Annotated in this window: 15 protein-coding genes; 3 read left to right on the top strand and 12 right to left on the bottom strand. The window is 64.9% G+C overall.

The window, feature by feature from the left end; translation table 11 throughout:
• The 12 genes from FFS27_RS18420 to FFS27_RS18475 form a co-directional block, all read right to left on the bottom strand.
• A partial coding sequence (locus tag FFS27_RS18420) for a FlgK family flagellar hook-associated protein (protein WP_442962185.1) occupies positions 1-486 on the bottom strand: 486 nt, incomplete at its 3' end.
• A gap of 18 nt (positions 487-504) precedes the next feature.
• Positions 505-1,707: a flagellar assembly peptidoglycan hydrolase FlgJ gene (flgJ, locus tag FFS27_RS18425; RefSeq protein ID WP_023101442.1), complete on the bottom strand. Its 1,203-nt coding sequence runs from the start codon at positions 1,705-1,707 to the stop codon at positions 505-507.
• A 10-nt stretch (positions 1,708-1,717) separates the two neighbouring features.
• Positions 1,718-2,827, bottom strand: a complete 1,110-nt coding sequence (locus FFS27_RS18430) for a flagellar basal body P-ring protein FlgI (RefSeq protein ID WP_137952133.1) — start codon at positions 2,825-2,827, stop codon at positions 1,718-1,720.
• 11 nt (positions 2,828-2,838) lie between these two features.
• Positions 2,839-3,534 (bottom strand): flagellar basal body L-ring protein FlgH, encoded by a 696-nt coding sequence (flgH, locus tag FFS27_RS18435; RefSeq protein WP_003082166.1) that lies wholly within the window; start codon positions 3,532-3,534, stop codon positions 2,839-2,841.
• Between the two features lie 45 nt (positions 3,535-3,579).
• The gene (gene flgG, locus FFS27_RS18440; RefSeq protein WP_003082164.1) at positions 3,580-4,365 is read right to left on the bottom strand and encodes a flagellar basal-body rod protein FlgG; all 786 of its coding nucleotides are present in this window, start codon (positions 4,363-4,365) and stop codon (positions 3,580-3,582) included.
• A 46-nt stretch (positions 4,366-4,411) separates the two neighbouring features.
• A complete protein-coding gene (gene flgF / locus FFS27_RS18445; protein ID WP_003082159.1) occupies positions 4,412-5,161 on the bottom strand; it encodes a flagellar basal-body rod protein FlgF in 750 nt (249 codons plus the stop codon).
• A gap of 217 nt (positions 5,162-5,378) precedes the next feature.
• Positions 5,379-6,767, bottom strand: a complete 1,389-nt coding sequence (gene flgE / locus FFS27_RS18450; RefSeq protein ID WP_003086405.1) for a flagellar hook protein FlgE — start codon at positions 6,765-6,767, stop codon at positions 5,379-5,381.
• Positions 6,768-6,794: 27 nt separating this feature from the next.
• Positions 6,795-7,508, bottom strand: a complete 714-nt coding sequence (gene flgD, locus FFS27_RS18455; protein ID WP_003082153.1) for a flagellar hook assembly protein FlgD — start codon at positions 7,506-7,508, stop codon at positions 6,795-6,797.
• 12 nt (positions 7,509-7,520) lie between these two features.
• Positions 7,521-7,961, bottom strand: coding sequence for a flagellar basal body rod protein FlgC (flgC, locus tag FFS27_RS18460; RefSeq protein WP_003082150.1), 441 nt, complete (start codon positions 7,959-7,961; stop codon positions 7,521-7,523).
• 5 nt (positions 7,962-7,966) lie between these two features.
• On the bottom strand, positions 7,967-8,374 hold the full coding sequence (flgB, locus tag FFS27_RS18465; protein WP_021264429.1) for a flagellar basal body rod protein FlgB: 408 nt from the start codon (positions 8,372-8,374) through the stop codon (positions 7,967-7,969).
• 252 nt (positions 8,375-8,626) lie between these two features.
• Positions 8,627-8,989: a DUF5064 family protein gene (locus FFS27_RS18470; RefSeq protein ID WP_003082140.1), complete on the bottom strand. Its 363-nt coding sequence runs from the start codon at positions 8,987-8,989 to the stop codon at positions 8,627-8,629.
• A gap of 66 nt (positions 8,990-9,055) precedes the next feature.
• Positions 9,056-9,373, bottom strand: a complete 318-nt coding sequence (locus tag FFS27_RS18475) for a DUF2288 domain-containing protein (protein WP_003086400.1) — start codon at positions 9,371-9,373, stop codon at positions 9,056-9,058.
• A gap of 298 nt (positions 9,374-9,671) precedes the next feature.
• Between FFS27_RS18475 and FFS27_RS18485 the strand changes: the two genes are divergently transcribed.
• From FFS27_RS18485 to FFS27_RS18495, 3 genes are all read left to right on the top strand, one after another.
• Positions 9,672-10,793 carry a branched-chain amino acid ABC transporter substrate-binding protein gene (locus FFS27_RS18485; RefSeq protein WP_003086396.1) on the top strand — a complete coding sequence of 374 codons (1,122 nt, stop codon included), beginning with the start codon at positions 9,672-9,674 and terminating at the stop codon, positions 10,791-10,793.
• Positions 10,794-11,053: 260 nt separating this feature from the next.
• Positions 11,054-11,977: a high-affinity branched-chain amino acid ABC transporter permease LivH gene (livH, locus tag FFS27_RS18490; protein WP_003086391.1), complete on the top strand. Its 924-nt coding sequence runs from the start codon at positions 11,054-11,056 to the stop codon at positions 11,975-11,977.
• Positions 11,974-12,525: DUF3382 domain-containing protein (locus FFS27_RS18495; RefSeq protein WP_137952134.1), on the top strand; the 552-nt coding region annotated here is incomplete at its 3' end. The genes livH and FFS27_RS18495, both read left to right, overlap by 4 nt.

Below are 12,525 nucleotides of genomic sequence, written 5' to 3' on the forward strand. Positions count from 1 at the left end.
CAGTTGCTGGTTGATCAGGCTGTTCTGCTTGTCCAACTGGTCGTAGAGGGTATTGAAGGTCTTGCCCAGCCCCTCGGCCTGGGCAAGCACTGCCTCGCGCGCTTCGGTCGAGGAGGGATTGTTGGCGGCGGCCTGCAGTGCGGCGAAGAAGCGCTGCATGGCCGGGCTGACGCCGGTGGTGGTGTTGGACAACAGGCCGTCGAGCTGCTCGATCTGGCTACGGAATGCGCTCAACTCGCTGTTCTGGCTGGTGGCGTTGCGCAACTGGCCGGTGAGGAAGTCACTGGCCAGGCGGCGCACGTCGACGATCTGGCTGCCCGAGCCCATGTAGCCGGCACCGCTGAACTGCGGGACCTGGGTCTGCTGGATGGCATCCTGGCGGCTGTAGCCCGGCGTCTTGACGTTGGTGATGTTGTGCCCGGTGATGGTCAGCCAGGTCTGGCTGGTGCCGAGGCCGGACAGGCCTATCGAGAGTAGGTCGGACATGGGTCAGTTCCTCCTTGCTCAACCCAGAGGCGGCGTGCCGGCGGCGGCGACGGCCTGGTAGGTCTGCATCTGTCTGGCGATCTGCGCCACCTTGCGGGCGTACTGCGGATCGGTGGCGTAGCCGGCGCGCTGCAGTTCCTGCATGAAGCGCTCGGGGTTGGCGGCGCTGTCCAGGGCGTTCTGGTAGCGGTCGTTGCCCTGGAGGAAGCTGACGTAGTCGTGGAAGCTCTGCTCGAACGACGAGTAGGAGCGGAACGCCGCGACCTCCTTGACCGCCTTGCCGCCTTCGTATTCGGTGGTGAGGGCGCGCGCCGAGGCACCATCCCAGCGGCTGCCGGTCTTGATGCCGAACAGGTTGTGGCTGCTGCCGCCATCCTGCTGGCGGATGATCGATTTACCCCAGCCGGTCTCCAGCGCGGCCTGGGCCACCAGGTAGCGGGCATCGACGCCGATCCGCTCGGCGGCCTTCTGGGCCATCGGCAGCATGGTGGCGATGAATTCGTCGGCGGAGGCGAACATCGACTTGCCCCTGGCCAGCGGCGGCTGGGCGATGCGCCGGCTGCCCTGGCTGTCGACGCCATCGGTGGAGAAACCGCGGCGGCTCGCCGCCGGGTAGCTCTGCGCCGGCAGGTAGCTGTCCTGGCCCAGGCTCTGCATCTGGCTGGCGGCCGGCGAGGCGGAGGGAACGATGCCGGCGAGCATGCGCTCGGCCAGCTTGCCCGGCAGCGCCAGGCGCCGCTGGTTGAGCAGCTTCGAGTCGTCGCGGCCGGCTTCCGGCATCGGCAGGGCCTTGCCGGCCTGCGCGCTGGGGTTGCTCGGCCAGCGACCGGCGCCGTTCTCGGCGACCCGGGCGAACGGGTTCTCGCCGTTGCCCCTGGAGCCTTGCTTCATCTTCGACAACTGGCGCACCAGCACGTCGGCCAGGCCGATGCCGCCGGCATTCTTCGACAGGCTCACCGACAGTTGCTGGTCGTACATGTCCTGGTACTGCTTGGTGGTCTGGCTGCTCATGAAATTGCCGTCGCCCAGCGCTTCGTTGGCCGAACGCATGGACTTGAGCATCTCGTTGAGGAACAGCGATTCGAATTCCTGGGCGACCTTGCGGATGTTCGCCTCGCCGTCGCGGTCCTTGCCGACCTTGAGCTGGTTGAGGCGGTTGAGATCGGTATAGGAGCCGCTGTCGGGGCCTGCGCCGATACCGCTGAGCAAACGGGAATCCATGGCGTCGTCCTCAGATCACGATCAGGTCGGCCTGCAACGCGCCGGCCTGCTTCAGGGCTTCGAGGATCGCCATCAGGTCGCTCGGCGCGGCGCCGACCTGGTTCACCGCGCGGACGATGTCGTCCAGGGTGGTGCCGGGACCGAACTTGAACATCGGCTTGGTCTCCTCCTCGGCGTTCACCCGCGAGCGCGGCACCACCGCGGTCTGGCCGTTGGAGAAGGCACCGGGCTGGCTGACGATCGGGTCTTCGGTGATGCTCACGGTCAGGCTGCCGTGGGTGACGGCGGCCGGCGATACCTTGACGTTCTGGCCGATGACGATGGTGCCGGTGCGCGAATTGATGATGACCTTGGCCACCGCCTCGCCCGGCTGCACGTCGAGGTTCTCCAGGATCGACAGGTAGTCGACTCGCTGGTTCGGGTCGAGCGGCGCGCTGACCCGCACCGAGCCGCCGTCCACCGCATGGGCGACGCCCGGACCGAGCAGTTCGTTGATGCGGTCGACGATGCGCTTGGCAGTGGTGAAGTCCGGGCGGTTGAGGTTCAGCGTCAGGCTGTTGCCCTGGTCGAAGCCGCTCGGCACCGCGCGCTCGACGGTGGCGCCGGCCGGGATACGTCCGGCGGACGGTACGTTGACGGTGATCTTCGAGCCGTCGCGGCCTTCGGCGTCGAAGCCGCCGACCACCAGGTTGCCCTGGGCGACCGCGTAGACCTGGCCGTCGATACCTTTCAGCGGAGTCATCAGCAGGCTGCCGCCGCGCAGGCTCTTGGCGTTGCCGATGGACGACACGGTGACGTCGATCGGCTGGCCCGGCTTGGCGAACGGCGGCAGGTCGGCATGCACCGATACCGCGACGACGTTCTTCAACTGCACGTTGCCGACGTTGGCCGGCACCTTGATGCCGAACTGCGCCAGCATGTTGTTGAAGGTCTGCAGGGTGAACGGCGTCTGCGTGGTCTGGTCGCCGCTGCCGCTCAGGCCGACCACCAGGCCATAGCCGATCAACTGGTTGGTCCGCACGCCCTGGATGCTGGCGATATCCTTCAACCGCTCGGCCTGGTCCGCGCCGGCGGCCAGGAGCAGCGCGGCGAGGGCCAGCAGGTGCTTGAACTTGGTCATCGCGAGCGTCCTCAGAACGGCCACAGCGGGCTGAGGAAGAAGCGGTCCAGCCAGCCCGGCTGACTGGCATCGGCGAAGGCGCCGGTGCCGGAATAGGTGATCCGGGCGTCGGCCACGCGGGTCGAGGACACGGTGTTGTCGGTGGCGATATCGTCGGCGCGGACCAGGCCGGCGATGCGCACCAGCTCGTTGCCGGTGTTCAGGGTCATCCACTTCTCGCCGCGCACGGAGAGGATGCCGTTGGGCAGCACCTCGGCCACGGTCACGGTGATCGAGCCGGTCAGGCTGTTGCTCTGCCCCGCCTGGCTGTCGCCCTTGGCGTCGCGCGAGCCGCCGTATTCGGCGCTGAGGCTGAGGTCGCCGCCGCCGATCGGGTTGTTGGTGGTCATGCCGCTGCCGAACAGCGAGGTCAGCCCCATCTTGGTCTTGCTGTCCTTCTGGATATCGGAGTTGGCTTTCTTGCTCGCCTGGGTCTTCTCGTTGAGGGTGATGGTAATGATGTCGCCCACGCGGAAGGCCTTGCGGTCGTCGTAGAGGTTCTGCTCGAAACCGGCCTGGTAGATCGCGCCGTTGTTCTGCGCGGCGGGCAGCGGGGTGCGCGGCAGCACCGGCGCGTAGTACGGATCGTTCGGCTTCGGCGGTGGATTGACGCAACCGCCCAGGGCGGTGGCGATGCCAAGCAGGGAGACGATCATCAGCCGGTTCATATCAAGCTACCTCGCGGCGTACAGCCAGGGCCCGGTCAGGGCCCGTCAAAGATTCTGGGTGACGAAGGACAACATCTGGTCGGCGGTGGAGATGACCTTGGAGTTCATCTCGTAGGCGCGCTGGGTGGTGATCATGTTCACCAGTTCCTCGACCACGTTGACGTTGGAGTTTTCCAGGGTGTTCTGGGCAACCGTGCCGAGGCCGTTGAGACCCGGCGTACCGACCTGCGGCGCGCCGCTGGAGCCGGTTTCCAGGAACAGGTTGTTGCCGATGGCCTGCAGGCCGGCCGGGTTGATGAAGTCGGCGGTCTGGATGTTGCCGATCACCTGCGGCTGGGCGTTGCCGGTGGTGGTCACCGAGACGGTGCCGTCCTGGCCGACGGTGAAGGTCTGGGTCTCGTTGGGCACCACGATCGCCGGCTCCAGGGCGAAGCCGTTGGAGGTGACGATCTGCCCGTCGGAGTTCAGGTGGAAGCTGCCGTCGCGGGTGTAGGACACGGTGCCGTCCGGCAGCAGGACCTGGAAGAAGCCGCGCCCGTTGACCGCCATGTCCAGCGGCTGCTCGGTGGTCTGCAGGCTGCCCGGGGTGAAGATCTTCTGGGTGCCGACGACGCGCACACCGGTACCCAGTTGCAGGCCCGAAGGCAGCTCGCTGTCCTGGGTCGACTGGCCACCCGGCTGGCGCCGGATCTGGTACAGCAGGTCCTGGAACTCCGCGCGGTCGCGCTTGAAGCCGGTGGTGGATACGTTGGCCAGGTTGTTGGAAATGGTGGTCAGGTTCATGTCCTGGGCGGACAGACCGGTCTTGCTGACCCACAGTGCCGATAACATCGTCGTGCTCCTCGGGTGCCGGTTTTATGGCACCACGCTCAAGTGATTAGCTGATTTGCAAAACCCGCGCCATGGCCGCCGAATCGTCCTCGGCGGTGCGCATCATCTTCACGTGCAGCTCGAATTGGCGGGACAGCGAGAGGATCGCGGTCATCTCTTCCACCGCGTTCACGTTGCTGCTTTCCAGGAAACCGGAGACTACCTTCACGTTGGCGTCGGCCAGCGGCGCCTGCTCGCCCGGCTGCGGCTTGTAGTGCAGCAGGCCGTCGGTACCCTTCTCCATCTGCTTCAGGTTCGGGTTGACCAGCTTGATCCGGTCCACCACGGCGACCACGTTGGGGTTCTCGCCAAGGGCGCGGATGCTGATGGTGCCGTCCTGGCCGATCTCTACCTTTTCCTCCGGCGGCACGGCGATCGGTCCGCCGTTGCCGAGCACCGGCAAACCGTCGCCGGTGCGCAGCATGCCGAGGGCGTCGATGTGCATGCCGGCGGTACGCACGTAGGCCTCGCTGCCATCCGGCGCCTGGACCGCGACGAAGCCGTCGCCGTCGATGGCGATGTCCAGCTCGTTGCCGGTTTCCTGGAGGCTGCCATGGCTGAAATCGGTACCGGGCCGCTCGCTCATGGCGAATACCCGCGCCGGGAAGCTGTCGCCGAACACCTGCATCGAACGCGCCTGCTCGAAGTCGCGACGAAAGCCGCTGGTCGAGATGTTCGCCAGGTTGTTGGCATGAGCACGCATCGCCAGGGTGTTCTGGCTGGCCCCGCTCATGGAGACGTACAGCATCTTGTCCATCGAATCCTCCAGGCACCGGCACAATCCGCCGGGCTTTCTTGCAGGTTATCCAGCAAGCGTCGTGCCAGAATTCGAAAAAACAATTAACACATTGATTTAAAAGGATTTTATAAAACAGAAAGCCTCCTTTCGGAGGCTTCGGGGGCAACCCCTGGCCAGGGGTTGCCGCTGGCGGCAAGGGCCTTGCCGGTGCCCGGACGGCACCGGCACGCCGTCATCAGCGCAGGTTGATGATGGTCTGGGTCACCGCATCCTCGGTCTGGATGGTCTTGGCATTGGCCTGGTAGTTGCGCTGGTGGACGATGAGGTTCACCAGTTCGTTGGAGATGTCCACGTTGGACGCTTCCAGCGCGCCGGATTGCAACGCCCCCAGGGTGCCCGAGCGCGGCGCGCCGACCGCCGGCTCGCCGGACTCCGCGGACTGCACCCAGGAGGTCTTGCCGATCGGCGTCAGACCCTGGATGTTGGCGAAGTTCGCCAGCACCACCTGGCCCTGCACCTTGGACTGGCCATTGGTGTAGCGGGCGAAGATCACCCCGGTGTCGTCGATTTCCAGGCCTGCCAGCTGACCGGTGGTGTAGCCGTCCTGGATCGGGTTGCTCTGGGCGAACGCGGTGGAGTACTGGGTGGTCTTGCGCATGTCGAAGGAGATGCCGCTGGCGGCACCGGTCGCGCCATTCCAGGCGTAGGTCGGCGGGGTCTTGCCGTCCGAGGCCGCCGGAATCCAGCCGGTGCCGGGAGTCGGCGGATTGCCGGTGGCCGGGCTGAACTGGATCACGTTGGTGGTCGCGTCGATGCTGAAGCCCGGCCCGCTGGTGCTGCCGTCCGGCGCCCGTACCGAGGTCATCTGGCCGCTGGCGTCGAAGGTGACGTTGAAGCTCATCGGCGTCTTGTTCGACGGGTCGAGCGGATTGACCCCGTCGATCAGCACTTTCATGGTCCAGCTGTTCTCCGGAATCGGCGGGGTCGCATTCGGGTCCGGCTCGTTCTTGATGAAGAACTGGCTCATGGTGTGGGAGTTGCCCTGGCTGTCATAGATGCCCAGCGAAGAGGACGAGTTGTAGGTAGCGGCGTCGGACGGATCGAACGGCGTCACGGTCGGCGGCTTCAGCGTCGAGTTGAGGTTGTACGACTGCTGGATGCTCGAGGTGGCCTGCGGCGCCTGATTGGCGCGCTCGACCTTGAGGTCGGTGACCACGCCGTTCTGCAACTGGCCGTTCGGCCCGACGGCATAGCCCTGCAGGCGGTAGCCGTTGTTGTCGACGATGAAATCCTGCTTGTCGGTATTGAAGTAGCCGGCGCGGGTGTAGCTGATCGCCCCGTTGTTGCTGGTGACGAAGAAGCCGTTGCCGTTGATGGCCAGGTCCAGCACGCTGTTGGTCGAGTCGATGTTGCCCTGCTTGAACATCTGCGAGACGTCCGAGAGCAGCACGCCGCTGCCCTGCGGGTTGCTGCCCGAACCCAGCACCGAGGCGGCGTAGACGTCGGCGAACTCCGCGCGGGATTGCTTGAAGCCTACGGTGCCGGCGTTGGCGATGTTGTTGCCGGTGACGTTCAGGCCGCTGGAGGCCGCCTGGATGCCGCTCAGGCCGATGTTGAAACTCATGGATAGCTCCTTGCCGGAAACGCCGGCTTACTGGCCGATGATCTGTACTTTGGACAGCGCGATGCTGCCCAGGCCTGCGAGGTTGAGCATCAGCTCGCCGCCGTTCTGCCCCAGGGTGACACTGTCGACGTTGGCCGGCAGGTAGGTCTGGAGCCCGTAGGTCTTGCCGTCGATCGAGGTCTGCGCCTCGAACTTGTAGGTGCCCGGCGGCATGATGTTGCCGCTGCTGTCCTTGCCGTCCCACATGAAGCTGACGCTGCCGGCAGCCTGCTGGCCGAGGTTGATGCGATTGACCACGGTGCCCTTGTCGTCGTAGACGTTGACCCAGACGTTGCTGCTGGAAACCGGCAGGTTGAGGGAAGCCTTGAAGGTGTCCTTGGTGTCCACCACCGACTTGTCGGTCGCCACGATGACCTTGCGCCCCACCAGCGACGAGGCTTGCAGGGCCTGCGACGACTGGTAGTTGGAGAGAATGCTTTCCATGCTCTTGTTCAGCGACTGCACGCCTTCCACGGTGCTGAACTGGGCCAGTTGGGCGATGAACTCGCCGTTCTGCTGCGGCGACATCGGGTCCTGGTTCTTCAACTGGGCCACCAGCAGCTTGAGGAATTCGTCCTTGCCCAGGTTGCTGCTGCCCTTGACGCTCTGCCCGGTCTCGGTGGCGCCGCTGCCGGCGGCGCGCTTGCTGCCGTTGACGTTGCCGGTGTTGCTGCTGGTGCCGCTGACGTTATCGATGCTCATGCTCTACTCCGCTCACTGACCCAGGGTCAGGACCTTCTGCATCATCTGTTTGGCGGTATTCATCATTTCCGCGTTGGTCTGGAAGGCACGGCTGGCGGAAATCATGTCGGCCATTTCCTCGACCACGTTCACATTGGGGTAATACACGTAGCCGTTGGCATCCGCGGCCGGATGGTTCGGCTCGTAGCGCGGCATCAGCGAACTCTGGTCCTCGACGATGCCCAGCACCTGCACGCCGGCGCCGGAGCTGTCCTGGTCGGCGAACAGCGAGCCGCTGTCGCCCTGGGCCTGCTGGAACATGGTGGAGAACACCGGATGGCGGGCGCGGTAGGTCTTGTCGACGCTGGAGGAAACCGTCTCGGCGTTGGCGATGTTGCTGGCCACGGTGTTCAGGCGGGTGCTCTGGGCGCTCATGCCGCTACCGGCAATGTTGAAGACACTGGCGAGGGACATGGCGGTTACTCTCCACGCAGGGCGCTGACCAGCCCTTTGAATTTGCTGTTGAGGAAGGTGAAGGACGCCTGGAAGTGCATGGCGTTCTCGGCGTAGTTGGCCTGCTCGATCTGGGCGTCGACAGTGTTCTGGTCGATCGACGGCTGGACCGGGATGCGGTACTGCAGGCTGCCCTCGCCCATGCCGAAACCTTCGGCGGCGATATGCCGCTCGTCGGTGGTGCGGGTGGCGAAGGTACCCTTGGCGGCCTTGTCCTTCTGCTCGGCGAGAACCGCGGCGAAGTCCAGGTCGCGAGCCTTGTAGTTCGGGGTATCGGCGTTGGCCAGGTTGTTGGCCAGCACTTCGGCGCGCTGGGCGCGGAAGCTGAGGGCCTGCTGGTGGATACCGAGTGCTCTGTCGAAACTGATGCTCATGGCTGCGAACCTGTTTGCCGGTGTGGCTTTCGTCGCCAACACTTCAGCAAGGCCCGTGCCAAATTATTAAAAACCTTTATATTCAATAACTTGAGTTTATTTAAGGGCAACCCGGAAGCGGCAAGCGGCAAGCCGTTTCCGCTTGCCGGCAAGGGTGGCAAGCCCCTGGAACGGCTTCTCCGGCAAACGAAAAAAGGCCCGATATCGTCGATATCGGGCCTTTCCCATGCTTCCGGCCGCCGGGGACACGGCTCACTCGTGGCGAATGATCCGCTCGAGATCCACCGGTTCGCCGGGATGGGCATGCAGCTTGGCGCGAATGTCCTCGAACATCGCATCGTATTCCTTGTGCACCCGGGTGATCGCGCCGAACTTCGGGTGCAGGCCGTGCTTCTGGGCGACCCGCGTGGCATCGCTGGCGAAGTTGAAGGCGGTATCGCGCGGCAGCTCGAAGGAGTCGCTGAACGGCTTGCCGTCGATCTCGCCGTCCATGTCGAAGTGCACATAGGCGCCGGATTCGGCGTTCTGCCGCACCTCGTAGCGGATATGGATGTTGATGTCCTGCTGGTCGAGGCCGGGCAGGCTGACCAGATGGAGGTGGCCTGGTTCGAACATGACGAATCTCCTGGTGGGAATCGGAATCAGTCTAGCCAGGGTCGAGCGAAAGAAAACCGCCCTGGATCAGTGCAACGTCGCTTTTTCCGCGCGTTCCTGAATGACCACCCAGGGCGCCACCACCACCGCCCAGAGGGTCGGGTCGCGTTCGAGGAAGTCCTTGGCCGCGTCCTCCCCGACCTTGCTCAGGCCGCCGCCGGAAAGCCAGGCGGCGACCTTCTCGCGGTCGTCCCCGGCCAGGGCCTCGGCGACTTCCACCAGGTCCAGCGCGGCATCGACCTGGAGCAAGGCGCCACGGGCGAAGAACGGTTGCAGCTCGGCCCAGGAAATGACCGCGGTCTCGCCGAGCAGCTTGGCATAGAGGGTGCTAGTTTGTTCTGTCATGGGATCTACCTGGATTGCATGGGCGCCATGATAACGCCCGCCGGTAGCCCACGACAGCCGAAGGGAAACCGGGCCCAGGGAGGTGAGGCAGGTCCGCGCCGTTTTTCTATACGTTTATGTCAACCAGGCGACACGACTCACGGGAGCTCGCCGTGCCGTGCTTTTCAAGCGACGAAGCGCCGCTCTACACTGTACCGGTACAGTTCCCGGGGTCCGTCCATGACGATCACCCGGTCTCCTCCGGCCCCCGCGGCCGCGAGACTACAACAATGACAACACACAAGAAGAGTGGAGCACTATGAAGAAGGGTACTCAGCGTCTATCCCGCCTGTTCGCCGCGATGGCCATTGCCGGGTTCGCCAGCTACTCCATGGCCGCCGACACCATCAAGATCGCCCTGGCTGGCCCGGTCACCGGTCCGGTAGCCCAGTACGGCGACATGCAGCGCGCCGGTGCGCTGATGGCAATCGAACAGATCAACAAGGCAGGCGGCGTGAACGGCGCGCAACTCGAAGGCGTGATCTACGACGACGCCTGCGATCCCAAGCAGGCCGTGGCGGTCGCCAACAAGGTGGTCAACGACGGCGTCAAGTTCGTGGTCGGCCATGTCTGCTCCAGCTCCACCCAACCCGCCACCGACATCTACGAAGACGAAGGCGTGCTGATGATCACCCCGTCGGCCACCGCCCCGGAAATCACCTCGCGCGGCTACAAGCTGATCTTCCGCACCATCGGCCTGGACAACATGCAGGGCCCGGTGGCCGGCAAGTTCATCGCCGAACGCTACAAGGACAAGACCATCGCGGTACTGCACGACAAGCAGCAGTACGGCGAAGGCATCGCCACCGAGGTGAAGAAGACCGTGGAAGACGCCGGCATCAAGGTTGCCGTCTTCGAAGGCCTGAACGCCGGCGACAAGGACTTCAACGCGCTGATCAGCAAGCTGAAGAAAGCCGGCGTGCAGTTCGTCTACTTCGGCGGCTACCACCCGGAAATGGGCCTGCTGCTACGCCAGGCCAAGCAGGCCGGGCTGGACGCGCGCTTCATGGGCCCGGAAGGGGTCGGCAACAGCGAAATCACCGCGATCGCCGGCGACGCCTCGGAAGGCATGCTGGCGACCCTGCCGCGCGCCTTCGAGCAGGATCCGAAGAACAAGGCCCTGATCGACGCCTTCAAGGCGAAGAACCAGGATCCGAGCGGCATCTTCGTCCTGCCCGCCTACTCCGCGGTCACCGTGATCGCCAAGGGCATCGAGAAAGCCGGCGAGGCCGATCCGGAGAAGGTCGCCGCGGCCCTGCGCGCCAACACCTTCGAGACTCCCACCGGGAACCTCGGGTTCGACGAGAAGGGCGACCTGAAGAACTTCGACTTCACCGTCTACGAGTGGCACAAGGACGCCACCCGGACCGAGGTCAAGTAAGCATCGTTGCAGTACGGAGCCCACGTCACCCACCGTGGGCTTTGTTTTAGTACCCGCATGATTCCGCGAGCGGCGGCCCGGCAAGGGCAGGCGAAGACCGGCAGCGTTCACTCCTGGTGGACGGGAGCGCGGCTTTCCCCTGCCTCCCGCCGGCCCGCCGCGCGCCGGATCGTGACGGGTCTCAGCAGCGTTCCGGCCCCACACCCGCGAGCCGAACGTCTACCTGCCGTACAACGGCGGGCGTTTAGCGAGAGAGTCCCATGCCCGAGATTTATCATTACCTACAACAATTGGTTAACGGCCTGACCGTCGGCAGCACCTATGCGCTGATCGCGATCGGCTACACCATGGTCTACGGCATCATCGGCATGATCAACTTCGCCCACGGCGAGGTGTACATGATCGGCTCGTACATCGCCTTCATCGCCATCACCCTGCTGGCGATGATGGGGCTGGACAGCGTTCCGCTGATGATGCTCGCCGCGTTCGCCGCCAGCATCATCGTCACCAGTGCCTTCGGCTACAGCATCGAGCGGGTCGCCTACCGCCCGTTGCGCGGCGGCAACCGCCTGATCCCGCTGATCTCCGCGATCGGCATGTCGATCTTCCTGCAGAACGCCGTGATGCTCTCGCAGGACTCCAAGGAAAAGGCCATCCCGACCCTGCTGCCCGGCAACTTCGTGTTCGGCGAAAGCAGCATGAACGGCGTGGTGATCTCCTATATGCAGATCCTGATCTTCGTCGTCACCTTCCTGGTGATGTTCGGCCTCACCCTGTTCATCTCCCGCTCTCGCCTGGGCCGCGCCTGCCGCGCCTGCGCCGAGGACCTGAAGATGACCAACCTGCTGGGTATCAACAGCAACAACATCATCGCCCTCACCTTCGTCATCGGCGCCGCCCTGGCCGCCGTCGCCGCGGTGCTGCTGGGCATGCAGTACGGCGTGATCAACCCCGGGATCGGCTTCCTCGCCGGGATCAAGGCGTTCACCGCCGCGGTGCTCGGCGGCATCGGCAGCATCCCCGGCGCCATGCTCGGCGGCCTGCTGCTGGGCGTCGCCGAAGCCTTCGGCGCCGACGTGTTCGGCGACCAGTACAAGGACGTGGTGGCCTTCGGCCTGCTGATCCTGGTGCTGCTGTTCCGACCTACCGGCATCCTCGGTCGTCCGGAGGTGGAAAAAGTATGAGCCAGTCCCTCAAGCGCGCGCTGTTCAGCGCCCTCCTCGTGATCCTGGTGTCCTATCCGATCCTAGGCCTGAAGCTGCGCACCGTCGGCATCAAGCTCGAGGTCCTCGGCGCCGATGCGCAGACCCTCTGGACCATCGCCGCGGCCGCCCTGGCCATGTTCGTCTGGCAGCTGTTCCGCGACCGCATCCCGCTCAAGCTGGGTCGCGGCGTCGGCTACAAGGTCAACGGCAGCGGCCTGAAGAACTTCCTCAGCCTGCCATCGACCCAGCGCTGGGCGGTCCTCGCCCTGGTCGTGGTGGCTTTCGTCTGGCCGTTCTTCGCCTCGCGCGGGGCGGTGGACATCGCCACCCTGATCCTGATCTACGTGATGCTCGGCATCGGCCTGAACATCGTGGTCGGCCTGGCCGGCCTGCTCGATCTCGGCTACGTCGGCTTCTACGCGGTAGGTGCCTACACCTACGCGCTGCTCGCCGAGTACGCCGGGTTCGGCTTCTGGACCGCCCTGCCGATCGCCGGGATGATGGCCGCGCTGTTCGGCTTCCTCCTC

Source organism: Pseudomonas sp. 2VD, assembly GCF_005503585.1.
Classification (GTDB): Bacteria; Pseudomonadota; Gammaproteobacteria; order Pseudomonadales; family Pseudomonadaceae; genus Pseudomonas; species Pseudomonas aeruginosa.